Here is a 14,723-nt window from a genome sequence, read left to right on the forward strand (position 1 = left end):
CCTATACTTTTATCTACTTTGCTATTCTTCATCTTCGCTATTTTCCAACTCAGACATTAAGTCTTTGCCAAGAAAGGCGAGATCGGTTTTGACCACATGAGGTCTTTCAATTTTTTCAGAAATCTGTACCGCGAGCTTCTCTCCAGAACGACCCATTTTCACACGATAGGTCGGCAGTTCTTCAACAAACATGGTTGCATGCTCAGGCATATTCATCGGGATAACATCCCCAGGACGAAGTTCCATCAAATCACGCAAAGAGATATCTTGCTCGAGCAAATTGACACGGAAGTTGACTGGCACATCCATGATTTCATCACGCAATGCAGAGCTCCAACGAACGTCGGTTTCCATTTTATCTGATTGGACACCAGCATCCAGCAGTTCACGAATCGGCTCAACCATTGAGTAAGGCATAACCACATGGAAATCACCGCCGCCGCCATCGACTTCAATGTGAAATGAACTCACAACAATCACTTCGGTTGGACTCACAATGTTAGCCATACTTGGGTTTACTTCAGAGTCCAAGTATTCAAACTCAACGCCCATCACGGGAGACCAAGCTTCTTTGTAATCTTCAAAAACAATTTTCAGTAGTAACTGAATAATTCGTCTTTCTGTTGGTGTAAATTCGCGACCTTCAATCTTGGCGTGAAAACGACCATCACCACCAAAAAAGTTCTCTACGAGAATGAAAACTAGCCGAGCTTCCATCGTGATTAGCGCAGTACCTTTTAACGGGCGGAAGCGAACCATGTTTAAACTTGTGGGTACATAGAGTGTGTTCTGGTACTCACCAAATTTCATCATCTGTACGCCGTTGATCGACACTTCAGCCGTCTTACGCAACATATTAAACAAGCTAATACGCATATGGCGTGCGAAACGCTCGTTAATAAGTTCAAGGGTCGGCATTCGACCACGAACGATTCGATCTTGTGATGAGAAATCAAAATTGACCGTATTGTCACTTTCGGTTTCTAAGACATCTTCAACGTCTTCAACATCATCAACGCCATGTAATAGCGCATCAATTTCGTCTTGGCTTAATAAATCGGTCACATATTACCTATTGAATTACAAAGTCAGTGAATAACACTTTTTCAATTACCGGCTGGCCAACAGCTTGAGTTAAGCTTGCTTTAATATCTTCAGTCGCCTTGTTCCGCAGTTCAACTCTGCCGGCAGGAGATCGTAATTGATCGACCGTCGCCGAAGCGAATGTAGCAAGTAGTGCGCTTTCAACAAGTGGAGAGTGGTATCGAGCGAGAACTTCATTCTTCATACCACGTACCATCAGCTGTACTTTTATCTGAACTAAGCGATCTTTCTTATCGCCCGTAACGTTAAATAAGAAAGCTTGAGGCACATTAACATAGACCACTGGATCGGCACCCATGAGTTGAACCTCAGCTGACGACCCAGCACCCTCAGCCTTATCATCGGAACCCATTAAGAAAAATGCGGCACCACCACCTCCAAGTAACAGCACAACAACCGCGATAGCGATAATAAGGAGCTTACTCTTTCCTTTCGGTGTTTCTTGTTCTTCTGCCATATTCAGCTCTAACTTCCTGTTCTTCTATTAACTAACTGTACTTTCTATTAACTAACTGTTCTTCTATAAGCTAACGGTTCTTTCTATTAGCTAAGTGTTTTAGCCTGATACTAGGCATAATAACTAATTCCATCACGCTTTGACGTGACATTCAATTCAAGATTGCTGTTGCTATCAAGGTTTTCATCACCTTGACCATCATTTATACGGTTAGAGCCTGATTGTTGCTCGCCATTATTGTACCTGTCTTGCCCCTGACCAGTATTCTGTTGCTGAACTGAAGACTCAGCAAGCTGCATCCCTTGTTGAGCGAGCATCTCCCTCAAACGAGGTAAGGTTTGTTCAATAACCTCTCTCGCTTGTTGGCTACCGACAGTAAAGTGCACGTTCGCCACATCATTATTCATGGTCATGCGAATTTTCATCTGCCCCAACTCTGGTGGGTCAAGACGGATATCCAAGTTCTTGAGATTCTTAGACATCATCATTTGGACTTTTTCCGCCACCTGCTCGTTCGCTAACTCTTTAGTGAGTTGCAAAGGTGCCTGTTGAGCCGCTTGAATTTCAGCTCGTGTTGGTGCTGAACCCACCGTAGCTGTACCTTGTGCGCCAGCCGCCGAGGCTATCTGCTGAGCAAAGGTCGAATCTTTAGAATCTTCTTTAGCACCGGCTTTGCCCAAACCAGACAATGCCGCGGCACCTGCGCCCGCTTTAAGAAGCGCATCAGTAGAGCCTGCTTTTGTAGTGACTGGCGCTGCATTCATCGCGATCCCTTGCGCGGTTAAAGCTGGATCCAACGTTGCTTGCTGCTGAGGTGAAGCAACATTAGCTTGTTGAGCGGCTGCATGTGCATTGTTGGCGTGCAGCATTGCTGCCTTATCCGTAAGAGCATTGTTTGTTGATTGAGAAGCGGCCTGCGCTGACACTTGTTGTGCAGCCGTCGCTACAGCTGCTGTTGATGCTGCCGCAGCTAAAGCTTTAGTTTCGCTTGAATTCGTATTATCCCAATCAATAGCAGCGGGTTCACCAGACGCGCTGTTCACAGCCGGAGCTTGATTTAGCAAAGCCATTGCTTGTTGTTGAACGTTAGTGAGCTGTTGATTCAACAGGTCTAAGTTAGAGGTCGCTTTAGCCAAAGCGGCTTGCTCATCAACCGTCAACTTAGCACCACTCTGTTGCTTCTTAAGCAAGCTATCGACAACAGACTGTTCTGATTCGATTTGTCCATTCAATTGTTTTAGTGCTTTGGTATGGGCATCAACCTGCTTGGCGAGTTCAATATCTGCAGCTGAGATCGCTTGGCTCTGTTCGGCCACCGCGGCGCTAGCCGCATTCTTTTGACTCAGCTCTCGGTTCATACTGGCTTCAATTTGTTCTGGAGTGACGCCTTTATCCATCAACTGTCGGATTTCATCATCAGTCAGCTGAGACACACCCTTACCTCCGGTAAGAACAGCGATTTCAGAATCCACCTCAAGACTATTCTCTTGGGTTGCTGCATTCGTTTGTTGTGTCGCCTCATCCGTAACGGAAGCGACTGCAACTGAAGCACCGGGGATATTACCTTGGGCTTTATCTACCTGACCTTGCTGAGGCAAGCCTTTGCCGTTTGGCGCTTGATTTAGAGTTTTGTTTGCCTCATCCAATTGACCAAGCAATTTATTGCCTTCATTCATCGCTGCATTAGCTTGCGATGCTTGCGTAGAGCCATCTACAGCTGATGTACCCTGAGTTTGGGATTGCGCAACCTGTTCTTTAGAATCATTCGTCGTAACCTGCGCATCTTTACCATCCGCCTTATCAGCGACAGTGCTATCAGTGCCCGAATTGGCTTTGAGCTTAGCCTCAGTTCCAGACACAGCCTCTGCAGATGTTTCCTCAGCAGCTTTCTCGCCTTCTACTTCTGAAGCTGCTTGCTTGCTTTGCGCTTCGCTTACTTCGTCAGTAGCCTTTGATTCAGCTGAATCACCTTTGTTCGCTTCGGCTGACGCTTCACCTTCGGTAGAGGCCTGTTTAGCATCAGGTTTCGCGGTGCTTTCTGTGTCTTTTGCTGCGACTTTACTGTCACTTTCTTCAAAGCCTAGTGCTTCTTTGAAAGACTCAAAGAAACCTTTAGAGTCTCCAGTTTCTTCTACCTTTGAAGAGGCAGAACCGGAGTCCAACAACGATGACGTTTTGTTGGTCGCTGAATTTGAGGAAAGACTAACATTCATATATACAAGCTCTATCTACTAGCTTTGCTGCCATGAATCAGACAACAAAAAGAAAGTCGGGTGCTTTTTATGCCTTTGGTGAGCATAACTCGCAATTTGATATAAAACAGAGCAAGAAACATGCCTATAAGTTTTAAGTCTGCCATCTGGAGAGCAACACTTGCGTCATTCGTGAATTAGGTTCAAATCTTCTTTCGGCTATATAACAGAGTCGAGAACTCATCCATTTGCTTTTGCTCTTTTTGATCTTGCAGCTTTGCTTTTTCTTTCTGCTTTTTCTCCATCAACCACTCGTAGGATTTACGCTTTTTTCGTAACTCCATCCAATAGTTTTGGCAGTTATCGACCTGATTTTTAAAGTGATGCTCCGCTTCTCTCTGCTTAGAGAGCGTTTCATCTAATTGCGTTAAGAAACGGTTTAAGTGACCATATTGGCTAGCCGTTAATCCGGCTTTACCTCGGTCAACAAGTTGCTGGCAGTAATCAAGTCGATATTTTTCAATCTGTTCGACCTGTTCGTAGTAACCCTGCAGTTCGACATTCGCTTGATTCAGCGCCAATACAGCTTGGTTCTCTTGGTCTTTCGCTTGATCGAGAAGAAATTCTAACGCGTTATCCATGATTGACCTTATTCAACACGACCTAACCGCCTAACACATGCTTTAACATGTTGACGCACATATCATAGGGAACCGTTTCTTTCATTTTCTGTTGTAAGTACTCGTCCAACCTCGGTTTCAAAGTGAAAGCACTGTCGATTGCAGGGTCTGTTCCCGGCTTGTAAGCACCAATCGAAACCAAATCTTGATTTTTCCGGCATATAGACAGCACTTGTCTAACGGCTTTCGACATCAAGACATGTTCTTCAGTGGTGATTTGAGGCATAACACGACTGACGGATTTCTCAACATCAATCGCGGGATAGTGACCAGCATCAGCCATCTCACGAGATAAAACAATGTGACCATCAAGAATCGCTCGCGATGCATCGGCAATAGGGTCTTGTAAATCATCACCTTCTGTTAACACGGTAAAGAAAGCAGTGATAGAACCTTGTTCATCGTTACCATTACCTGCTCGCTCCACCAGCGCAGGAAGCTTGGCAAACACAGACGGCGGATAGCCTTTGGTTGCTGGCGGCTCACCCACAGACAGAGCGATTTCACGCTGCGCCTGAGCGAAACGAGTCAATGAGTCCATCAGTAGTAAAACATCTAGACCTTGGTCTCGGAAATACTCAGCTACAGCCAGTGCGGTTTGACAGCCTTTTAAACGCATCAATGGAGACGAATCCGCAGGAGCGGCGACCACAACAGAACGCTTACGACCATCTTCGCCAAGGATCTCTTCAATAAATTCTTTTACTTCTCGCCCACGCTCACCAATCAACCCCACCACAACCACTTGCGCGGTAGTGCCACGAGTCATCATCCCAAGCGTGACCGACTTACCTACACCGGAACCCGCAAACAGGCCGATACGCTGCCCTTTGCCCACCGTTAGTAAGCCATTAATCGCTTTTAAGCCAACATCAAGTGGCTCAGAGATAGGTTTACGAGCTAAAGGATTGATTGGCTCAGCATTAAAGGAAGCGCGTTGCTCGGTATAGATTGGACCTAAACCGTCGAGCGGATTACCTACGCCATCGATAACACGACCAAGCAACTCCATTCCAACAGGGATACCGCTTTCTGATGTCATCGGTGTCACGCGAGCGCCAGGTAAGATCCCAGTAATTTGTTCACTGGGCATCAAAAACAGGTTATCGCCAGAAAAGCCAACCACTTCGGCTTCCATCTGACCAGACATGGTCTCTACTAAGCATAAGCTGCCAATTGGCGCTTTGCAGCCGGTCGCTTCAAGCGTTAGACCAACAACACGAACTAGTTTGCCTGATGCAATTGGTCGCGACTTTAGCCCCTCGACTTTGTATTGGCTAAGACGGTTCGCTAACTCAAGCATTACTCATGACCTTGATGACGGTTTACACCACAGAAGCTTTGAATGACGTTCTTCACGCGCTCTTCCATACGGTAGTTAACACTCGATTCACCCGCTTCAATTTGTACGTCGCCGCGATTGAGTGCAGGCTCTGATACCAACGTCCAATTACGAGAGTCCAATTCCGTTTCGCCATACGCTGAGCGTATTATTGCAACGTCTTCAGGGTTTAGCTTCAATGTGATCGCGTGACCTGAAATTGGCAATGACTCTACCGATTCTTTCACGGTATCTAGTATGATTTGTGGGGTGGTTTGCACTTCAACATGAACCACTTCTTTGACCATAGTCAGCACCATGTCCACCAGTTGCTTCTCTACCTGAGCATTCATCAGCTCTAATGGCTGAGCGAACTGGTTGGCTAGCCCCATAAAGATGGCGACTTGCTGCTGAATGTACTCTTGACCAGCAGTAACGCCTTCAAGTTTGCCGGCTTCGTTACCCTCTTCGTGACCTGCGGCAAACCCTTCTTCTTTGCCTTTTTCGTAGCCCTGTTTAAAGCCAGCCTCTTGTCCTTGATGAAGCCCTTCCTGATAAGCACCTTGCTTGATCAGTTCGATTTGGTCTTCAGTTAGAACCAGCTCTTCGTCTTCAATGGCTTCTTCAACCGTTGGCATCCAGCCAGGATCGTAGTTAAAAGCCGTTTCTTTGGCTTGTTTGTTCACATCAGAGGTATAGTCAGGCAGCCCCCATTTCTGAGGTTGGGCAACCGTATTATCTTCTTCAGGGCGAAGGAAGCCACGTTTTCTATCACCTGACATATCAGTACCTATCTATGAGTTCGTCCAACTGCGTTGTAGATTCAAGCAATTACACGGTAGTTAATCTGTGGTTTGAGGTTGGATAAAGAAAAGCCCCAACAATGTGGGGCTCTTGAGGTTTCTGTATTAAAGGAACTCGTCGGCGCCACCAGACAGCATAATCTCGCCACTGTCTGCCATCTTCCTCGCAATACCCAAGATCTCTTTCTGAGCCGCTTCTACATCAGAGACTTTAACTGGCGGCATCGCCTCAATATCGTCTCTCATCATATCAGCAGCACGCGTAGACATGTTCTTGAAGATCTTCTCACGTAGGCTTTCATCAGCACCTTTAAGCGCTTTCTGTAGAACGTCTTGTGGAACATCACGCAGCAATCGCTGAACACCTTGGTCATCAACTTCAATAAGGTTTTCAAAGACAAACATAAGATCTTGGATCTGTGTTGCCATGTCTTCGTCTTGATCTCGAATTTGCCCCATCAAGATGCCTTCTACATTATTGTCCATGTAGTTCATGATCTCAGCAGCGGCTTTCAGGCCACCAATTTTGGCAGCTTGAGCACCCGCTTGACCCGCAAACTGTTTCTCCATGATTTCATTCAATTCAGCGAGAGCTGAAGGTTGAACTTCTTCAAGGTTAGCAATACGCATCATCAAATCAAGGCGAACACGCTCAGGGAATTGAGATAAGATCTCCGCAGACTGATCCGATTCCAGATAAGACAGTACGATCGTTTGAATCTGTGGGTGCTCGTTAATGATGATGCTTGCCACCTGACGAGGGTCCATCCACTTAAGAGAATCCAAACCTTTAGAACCAGTACCTAAAAGGATCTGATCAACAAGGTTATTCGCCTTATCTTCGCCCAGCGCAGCCACCAACGCATTACGCATGAAGTCTTCACTGCCCATACCGATGTTGGTGTACTTCTGAATATCATCTAAGAAAGCGCGGTGTACAGCACCTACTTTTTCTTGAGACCAATCCGTTGAACGTGCCATTGCACTACCAACACGCTGAACCTGTTTAGGTTCTAGATGGCGAATGATACCCGCAGCATCTTCTTCACTTAAACTTAGCAACAAGATCGCAGCGCGCTCTTCGCCTGAGATAGACTCGATATCGACACTTGCGACATCAAGCTCACCACCTTCTGCTTGTTGTGGAACAATTTCGTTAGCCATCTGCCACCCAATTCTTAACTACTTGAGCTGCTAGCTCTGGTTCATTCGCTACAAGTGCACGTACTGCTTTCAGTACGTCCTCATCTTTGTGAAGGTTAGGTAGGTCGATACTTGAACCAAATTCAAATAACTCACCACCTTCAATATCACCACCAATTAAACTGGTTTCGCCGTCAGCACCAATTGGCATGCCGTCGGGTCCGTACATTTGATCGTCATCGTCTGCTGCTGGGTTAAGCAGTTTTTTCATTGCAGGGCGAACCAGCACCAATACGACAACAATAATAACCAACGCACTCGCAAACCAACGTACCCAATCATTAAAGTGTTGGTGCTCCCAAATTGGTACGTCAGCAACAATATCCGTTACTTGAGGTGCAAATTGCATGCTTAAAACATTGAGTAAATCACCGCGGTTTTCATCAAAACCCACAGTGCCAATCAATACCTGACGTATCGCGTTAATTTCGCTTGCTGGAATTGGGGTATGAACCACTTCTCCCGTATCAGGGTTCAATGATTGGCGATCTTTGATTGCAACAGATACGGTCTGACGATTAACCGTGCCGCTCTGTTTTCGCTCATGACTAATGGTAGTATCCAGCTCAAAGTTGCGGGTCGCTTCTTTGTGAACCGAACCTTGCCCCATCATCGTACCATCTTTCATCTGAGCCACATCCTGAGGAATCGAAGCATCAGCAGGAGGCTGGTTACTCAAAGCCCCTGGAATACCTGCCACAACGTTGCCGTTATTATAGTCTTCTAATGTGTATTCACTTCGGGTTGCTGGAGTATTCGGATCAAAACGCTTTCGTGTTTGTTCCACAGCACTAAAGTCGAGTTGAATATCAACCTGAGCCGTGTAGTTACCAAACCCAAGAATCGGAATCAAAATAGAGTCAATTTTTTCACGTAGCGCTTGCTCTTGATTACGCTCTAACTCGTGCTCTTTTCGGCGTGCCGCTGACATCGGATCCTGAGAGCCAGAGCTCAAAAGTCGGCCATGCTGATCGGTCACCGTAATTCGCGAAGTTTTCATCCCCGGAACGGCACTGGCCACCATGTCCACAACAGAATCAACTTCTTGCTGCTTGAGGTTCGTCCCCGTTTTAAGTGTCAGGAATACTGAGGCAGAGGCTTCTTGATTGTGACGAACAAAGACACTTTGCTTAGGTAAGGCAAGTAAAACTTGAGCTTTACGTACCTGCTTCATCTGTTCAATAGCTTTAGCAAGCTGTCTTTCACGGCTTAGTTTAAGACGCTCTTTCTCTAAACGTTGTGATACACCGAAACCCATGTCTTGCATGAGGATATCATCACCGGTGTTTCGCTCTTGGTTCAAACCCGCTCGAACCATATTTAGCTTTAATGAGTTATATTCACTCGCTGGTACCGAGATGGTATTCCCTTCAAGAGAGTACTCAATCTTCTGCGTATCCAAATAATCAAGAACCGGGATCAACTCTTCTGTTTCGTAAGCCCCTAATGGACGCATTTCTGGCTCTTTCACCCAGAAAAACAGCATTACAATAAGCGCTACACAGATCGAGATAGAAAGAACTAAGACGACTTGACGAAGCAAATCGAGATCACCGACGGCCATATCAAACTTAGATGAACTGCGCTCACCTAAATCGGTATTTTGCCCTTCTCCATCTAGATCAGAACTTGCAATAAGTGCGTGGTCGTTGCTATCGCTTACGGTTAAATCTGTTGTTTGACTGTTATCTGCCACTATTTACTACCCAACTTATACCGGCATGTTCATCAGCTCTTTGTACGATTCGACCAATTTATTTCTAATTTGGATCGTCGCTTCAAAAGCCACACTAGATTTATTACGAGCAATCATCACGTCAGATAAAGACACGCTTTGATCGCCACTGTCAAAACGAGTTTGAAGATTACCAGAGGTCTTTTGTAATGAGTTCACATTATTGATGGCATTAGTCAGCATGTTGCCAAAATCTGCACCAACCGCTTGGCCCGTTGCAGCAGGACGCGTGCTGGCAGCTTCAACCATCATTGCCTGCATTTCGCCTTGTAAACCATCTATTCTCATTTACTACCTCAGGAGTCAAAATTATGACTATCTATTTAGCTGTATTATTGACAGAGCAATTAACGTGCCATGCATCAATTTGACTAGCTATCGTAATACACTAGTCAGAAAGCTGACACTACTAATTTATGTTCAATTTGGAATGTCTATTCCAGCATCACGCATTTTCGCTAATTTATAACGCAATGTACGAGGGCTAATGCCTAGCTTTTCAGCCATATCTTTACGTCGACCATGACAAGCAATCAATGTTTCGAGAATGATCGCATACTCTTGATCTCTAAGCTCATTTCCAAGCCCTTCGCTACCTGCCACGACTTTATTGATAGGATTAGCTTCAGCAATCGGCTTAATTTCTGGCGCTGCAACACTGTTCCCTTCAACGATCTGTTGCAGTCCAGTAGCGTCTTGCCAATCAACACCTTCAAGTAAAATATGTTCGCCTGAAATATTTTCTTGCTCACTCAAAATTAGAGCGCGCTGCACGACATTATCCAGTTCACGTACATTTCCCGGCCACGGATAATTGACGAGTTTACTAATGGCTTGCTCAGACAGAACAGGAACAGGCATTCCTAGTTTGGTGCAATGACGTTCCACCAAATGTTTCGCAAGCGGCGCAATATCACCTTTACGTTCACACAGCGCTGGCCAAGTAATTGGAAATACATTCAGTCGGTAGTATAAATCTTCACGGAAATTCCCTTCAGAAACATACTGTTTTAGGTCGCGGTTACTGGTTGCTAGAACACGGACATCCAATTTGATGCTCTTGCGGCTACCAAGACGTTCAACTTCGCGCTCTTGCAACACTCGCAGCAATTTCGCTTGTAGGCTGAGATCCATTTCGCTGATCTCATCCAACAAAATAGTACCGCCTTGAGCTTGCTCAAATTTACCCGGACAAGCTTGAATCGCCCCGGTGAACGCACCTTTATCGTAGCCAAACAGTGTTGCTTCCAACATGTTATCTGGAATCGCGGCACAGTTAATCGCAACAAACGGACCGTCTTTACGGCTCGAGGCGTTATGAATATAGCGAGACATGACCTCTTTACCAGAGCCACTTGGCCCTAGCACCATCACGTTGGCATCGGTTTTAGCCACTTTGTCAGCCAGCATCATTAGTTTGATACTTTTCTCATCGGCAACTATAGCATCGCCATTGTCATCCGACTTTACGGGAGCGTAACGGCTCACCATGTTTAACAGCACTTCTGGAGCAAATGGCTTTGCCATGTAATCGATAGCGCCTTCTTTCATTGCCGCGACCGCATCTTCAATGTTGGCATAGGCCGTCATCAATAGAACCGGAAGATTTGGCCAATGCTGCTTGATGTTTCTTAGCAATGCTAAACCGCCCATACCGGCCATCTGTACATCAGAGACCACGATATCAACAGAGTTTGATTTCAATTTTACCAGAGCATCTTCCGCACAATCCGCTTCCAGCCATTCATAACCAGCAAGCGCGAGTGTATCGACAAGGGCTTCGCGTAGACCTTCATCATCTTCGACGATTAACACTTTGCTTTGAGCCATAGGATTCTCCAGTGTAAATTCAGTTAAAACTTATTAGTCTTCAGAAGAAGAGCTTCTTTCCAACGGTAGACACATGGTAAAGCATGCGCCGTCACCCTCTTCTGATATCAATTCCAGTCGACCTTCATGTGCTCGGCATACCATTTGTACAACCGCTAAACCTAGACCTGTGCCTTGAGAACGAGTGGTAAAGAAAGGTTCCATAATTTTACCTTGAAGTTCTTTAGGCACACCGGGGCCACTGTCTTGTACTGATATCTTAAGTTCACCGTTTACGGGTCTAAAAAACACATCAATCTGCGATTTCTTACCAGCAATTTGAACCGCGTTCAAAACTAGGTTACTTAAAGCAGAAGCGATAGCATTGGCGTTACCAAACATTTGAGTCTTTTCATCTTCAACTTCCTGACAATAATCAATCTGGTTGCTTTTTAACGCAGCCTCCACCATAGGATGAAACTCAATGATGAGTTCCGCGATGGTGAATGGCTTAACCACCTTGTTGTCGCCACCTTTGGCAAACAACAGCATGTCATTCACTTGTTTCTCTAAATCATGCAGCCTATCCATCAGCTTAGATTGAAAACGCGTTTTTGTTGCCGGCGGCAAATTTGGCGCGGCAAGGTTTGATGCATATAGCATTGCACTAGAAAGCGGCGTGCGAACCTGATGGGCAAGCGAAGCGACCATTCTTCCGAGTGAAGATAAACGCTGAAGATCGCTCACACGAGACTGAAGTAGGCGAGTTTCTGTCAGGTCTGTAATCAAAATAAGCTGACCTGTAGTCGAAGCTGAAATCGCTAAGCGCACTTTTCGCCCATTCTTCAATGAGATCTCATGCCCATCATCGTCCCTTGGTTCAAAGGCATTTTGTATTACCGAAAACCATTTCTCGCCAACCAACTCAACCCCGAGAATACGGTGTGCTTCAGGATTCGCTTCTCTCACTTCACCATGTGTATCTAACAAGATGACCCCCGCAGGCATAACATCGAGCACTTGCTTATAGCGCTCAACCTGTTGCTCAACAGAATCTAGATGTGATTGATTTTCTGGTTCGTTAGATAGGTGCATGTCAAAAATTTGCCTCAAATACTAAAACAGCCTGACATGTACAACACAAGTCAGGCTATTTGCTATATTTATCACATAGTTAAGCAAGCAACAACTCGACTATGGTTTATCTGTTCGTTTAGCTAAAGTTGCCAAAAAGCTAAAATGCTAAAATGCTAAAATGCTAAAATGCTAAAATGTGTACTAGTTTTCGTTTTCATCGAAAATAGGCACTAACGCTGCAAGTTATATTTACGCATTTTTTCGACCAGAGTGGTTCTGCGCATTCCAAGCATGTCAGCAGCGCGAGCAACAATACCGCCCTGAGCCTCCAACGCTTGATTGATCATATTCACTTCCATATCAGCGAGTAGTTCTTTCAAGTTAACCCCTTCAGCGGGTAAATCTTGAGGTGCGTTCGCATTGTCAGCAAGCTCATCGTGCTGCTCAAAACTGAAGTCTTCTGAGAACAAGTCAGAAAGAGCATCTCGCTCTTGCTCTTCCTCTGATGCAAAATTATTAAACTCTGGCTGAAACTCTGGGATATCACTGTATCTATATTTAGTTGGTAGATGATTCACATCAACCAAGCTATTTGGATATAAAATAACCATTCGCTCAACTAAATTAGCTAACTCACGTACGTTGCCCGGCCAGCAATGCTCCATCAAAGAGTTGATGGCACGGGGAGTAAAACAGATTGGCATGCCACCTTCAGCTTCCATTCTGGTCATCAACTCCTGAAGCAATAGGGGAACATCTTCTTTTCGCTCCTGAAGCGATGGCATTTCAATTGGGAAAACGTTCAAGCGATAGTAAAGGTCTTCACGGAACAAATCATCTTCGATCATATTTTCAAGATTGCGGTGTGTTGCCGCAATCACTCGAACATCAGCTTGAATGGTACTATTGCCACCTACACGTTCAAAACTGCGTTCTTGTAAAACACGAAGCAACTTAACTTGCATCGCCATTGGCATATCACCAATTTCATCAAGAAACAGTGTACCACCTTCAGCCAACTCAAAACGGCCTTTACGTGCGGTAATTGCACCAGTAAACGCGCCCTTCTCATGACCAAACAGTTCACTTTCGAGCAAGTCTGGCGGTATAGCGCCACAGTTTACGGGAACGAAAGGTCCTGAACGACGTTTAGAATGATAGTGAACATTTCGTGCTACAACTTCTTTGCCCGTGCCTGACTCACCAAGAATCAATACGTTTGCTTCAGTAGAAGAGACTTGTTCAATCAAGTGACGAACTTCTTGGATACCAACACTCTGCCCAACTAGACTACGAAAAAGCGTATTCTTACGCGCTGAAGGTACAATTTGAACGCCTTTACGGCCTAAGAAGTCTTTACAGTGTCTTAGTGCATCACTTAATTGCGGGTAGTTAAGAGGAAGTTCGAGTTCACCAACAAAGTTAGTAAGTTCGTCAACCGGGTAATCGTTTTTGCCAATCACCAGTAAAGGGATGTGATTAACATGAACAAGCTTTTCATTCAGTAATGCGAAGCCTTTGGCTTTAATTGAACCAATGATGCAACCGGCCCACTGTAGGGACCAGTCAACTTTGTATGCTTGTTCAGAGCTGATTACTTCGCAGCTCTCTCCTACAAACTCTAATATTGTGCTTAAATTGTGACGATTTTGAGCGTTATCATCGACGACAAGCAGTTTTGCCAAACCTTGCATAAGTAGGAATTATTGCCTTTATTTTGGTGCGATGCGGAAATTGGTAAGCGACGTAAGAGACAAAACAGAGAAAATATCAATGATTATGATCTACGTGGACAAATCTAGGAAACCAGCAACGAAAAAAGCCATTAGGCTATCTAATGGCTTCTATTTTATTTGATTATAAAAATAAGGCAACCAAGCAATTCAGAGATATGCGATTGGTTTAAACTGGGATGTTTCTTTAAATACCTACATCCGCAGACGTTAAATTGTGATATTCATTCGGAATTTGGTCCCAAGCGCTCTTAATTTCGCGGATAATATCGATAACATCATCAATTGGCTGAGGATCATTTTTGTGATTTGCAGCAGAAATTTGCGTGATCATAAACTCATAAAGTTGATCTAGATTTTTCGCAATGTCGCCACCATCGGACATTGATAGGCAACTACGCAGGCTAATAATGATATCTAGAGCCTTACTCAATCGCTCACCTTTCACCGGGATGTTGCCCGCTTGCATTGCCGCTTTACCTTGAATTAAGCGCTCGATAGCACCAGCCATTAGCATCTGAACAATTTTATGCGGTGAGGCAGCTGTAAGCTGGCTATCCACTGATACCTTTTTATATGCCTGTAAAGAACCGCGCATAGTAAACCTCT

At 45.1% G+C, this 14,723-nt stretch carries 13 protein-coding genes; all 13 read right to left on the minus strand.

Annotated features, from left to right (window positions below; genetic code table 11):
- Positions 1–21: 21 nt before the first annotated feature.
- Positions 22–1,065 (minus strand): flagellar motor switch protein FliM, encoded by a 1,044-nt coding sequence (gene fliM / locus AB4180_RS13930; RefSeq protein WP_009848546.1) that lies wholly within the window; start codon positions 1,063–1,065, stop codon positions 22–24.
- A gap of 7 nt (positions 1,066–1,072) precedes the next feature.
- Positions 1,073–1,561 carry a flagellar basal body-associated protein FliL gene (gene fliL, locus AB4180_RS13935; protein ID WP_009848547.1) on the minus strand — a complete coding sequence of 163 codons (489 nt, stop codon included), beginning with the start codon at positions 1,559–1,561 and terminating at the stop codon, positions 1,073–1,075.
- A 110-nt stretch (positions 1,562–1,671) separates the two neighbouring features.
- Complete coding sequence (locus AB4180_RS13940; RefSeq protein ID WP_102250120.1) at positions 1,672–3,774, minus strand: flagellar hook-length control protein FliK; 2,103 nt, start codon at positions 3,772–3,774, stop codon at positions 1,672–1,674.
- Between the two features lie 182 nt (positions 3,775–3,956).
- The gene (fliJ, locus tag AB4180_RS13945) at positions 3,957–4,394 is read right to left on the minus strand and encodes a flagellar export protein FliJ (RefSeq protein WP_102250121.1); all 438 of its coding nucleotides are present in this window, start codon (positions 4,392–4,394) and stop codon (positions 3,957–3,959) included.
- A gap of 22 nt (positions 4,395–4,416) precedes the next feature.
- Positions 4,417–5,736: a flagellar protein export ATPase FliI gene (gene fliI, locus AB4180_RS13950; RefSeq protein ID WP_009848550.1), complete on the minus strand. Its 1,320-nt coding sequence runs from the start codon at positions 5,734–5,736 to the stop codon at positions 4,417–4,419.
- The gene (gene fliH, locus AB4180_RS13955) at positions 5,736–6,536 is read right to left on the minus strand and encodes a flagellar assembly protein FliH (protein ID WP_017104003.1); all 801 of its coding nucleotides are present in this window, start codon (positions 6,534–6,536) and stop codon (positions 5,736–5,738) included. Before fliH ends, fliI begins: the two co-directional genes overlap by 1 nt.
- Before the next feature lie 126 nt (positions 6,537–6,662).
- A complete protein-coding gene (fliG, locus tag AB4180_RS13960) occupies positions 6,663–7,721 on the minus strand; it encodes a flagellar motor switch protein FliG (protein ID WP_012603439.1) in 1,059 nt (352 codons plus the stop codon).
- Positions 7,714–9,456, minus strand: a complete 1,743-nt coding sequence (gene fliF, locus AB4180_RS13965; RefSeq protein WP_017099171.1) for a flagellar basal-body MS-ring/collar protein FliF — start codon at positions 9,454–9,456, stop codon at positions 7,714–7,716. Before fliF ends, fliG begins: the two co-directional genes overlap by 8 nt.
- A gap of 15 nt (positions 9,457–9,471) precedes the next feature.
- Positions 9,472–9,783, minus strand: coding sequence for a flagellar hook-basal body complex protein FliE (gene fliE / locus AB4180_RS13970; protein ID WP_009848554.1), 312 nt, complete (start codon positions 9,781–9,783; stop codon positions 9,472–9,474).
- Positions 9,784–9,915: 132 nt separating this feature from the next.
- The gene (locus AB4180_RS13975; protein ID WP_009848555.1) at positions 9,916–11,325 is read right to left on the minus strand and encodes a sigma-54 dependent transcriptional regulator; all 1,410 of its coding nucleotides are present in this window, start codon (positions 11,323–11,325) and stop codon (positions 9,916–9,918) included.
- Between the two features lie 33 nt (positions 11,326–11,358).
- The gene (locus AB4180_RS13980) at positions 11,359–12,399 is read right to left on the minus strand and encodes a PAS domain-containing sensor histidine kinase (protein WP_009848556.1); all 1,041 of its coding nucleotides are present in this window, start codon (positions 12,397–12,399) and stop codon (positions 11,359–11,361) included.
- A 212-nt stretch (positions 12,400–12,611) separates the two neighbouring features.
- Entirely contained in the window at positions 12,612–14,075 is a 1,464-nt protein-coding gene (locus tag AB4180_RS13985) for a sigma-54 dependent transcriptional regulator (RefSeq protein WP_009848557.1), read from the minus strand.
- 226 nt (positions 14,076–14,301) lie between these two features.
- Entirely contained in the window at positions 14,302–14,712 is a 411-nt protein-coding gene (fliS, locus tag AB4180_RS13990) for a flagellar export chaperone FliS (RefSeq protein WP_009848558.1), read from the minus strand.
- Positions 14,713–14,723 lie beyond the last annotated feature (11 nt).

It is taken from the genome of Vibrio sp. 10N.286.49.C3, from assembly GCF_041469545.1.
Classification (GTDB): domain Bacteria; phylum Pseudomonadota; class Gammaproteobacteria; order Enterobacterales; family Vibrionaceae; genus Vibrio; species Vibrio tasmaniensis_A.

What these genes read in the sequence shown, in the direction of transcription:
- fliL (WP_009848547.1), bottom strand. Translation starts at nt 1,561, where the DNA reads ATGGCAGAAGAACAAGAAACACCGAAAGGAAAGAGTAAGCTCCTTATT.
- AB4180_RS13940 (WP_102250120.1), bottom strand. Translation starts at nt 3,774, where the DNA reads ATGAATGTTAGTCTTTCCTCAAATTCAGCGACCAACAAAACGTCATCG.
- fliJ (WP_102250121.1), bottom strand. Translation starts at nt 4,394, where the DNA reads ATGGATAACGCGTTAGAATTTCTTCTCGATCAAGCGAAAGACCAAGAG.
- fliI (WP_009848550.1), bottom strand. Translation starts at nt 5,736, where the DNA reads ATGCTTGAGTTAGCGAACCGTCTTAGCCAATACAAAGTCGAGGGGCTA.
- fliH (WP_017104003.1), bottom strand. Translation starts at nt 6,536, where the DNA reads ATGTCAGGTGATAGAAAACGTGGCTTCCTTCGCCCTGAAGAAGATAAT.
- fliG (WP_012603439.1), bottom strand. Translation starts at nt 7,721, where the DNA reads ATGGCTAACGAAATTGTTCCACAACAAGCAGAAGGTGGTGAGCTTGAT.
- fliE (WP_009848554.1), bottom strand. Translation starts at nt 9,783, where the DNA reads ATGAGAATAGATGGTTTACAAGGCGAAATGCAGGCAATGATGGTTGAA.
- AB4180_RS13975 (WP_009848555.1), bottom strand. Translation starts at nt 11,325, where the DNA reads ATGGCTCAAAGCAAAGTGTTAATCGTCGAAGATGATGAAGGTCTACGC.
- AB4180_RS13980 (WP_009848556.1), bottom strand. Translation starts at nt 12,399, where the DNA reads ATGCACCTATCTAACGAACCAGAAAATCAATCACATCTAGATTCTGTT.
- AB4180_RS13985 (WP_009848557.1), bottom strand. Translation starts at nt 14,075, where the DNA reads ATGCAAGGTTTGGCAAAACTGCTTGTCGTCGATGATAACGCTCAAAAT.
- fliS (WP_009848558.1), bottom strand. Translation starts at nt 14,712, where the DNA reads ATGCGCGGTTCTTTACAGGCATATAAAAAGGTATCAGTGGATAGCCAG.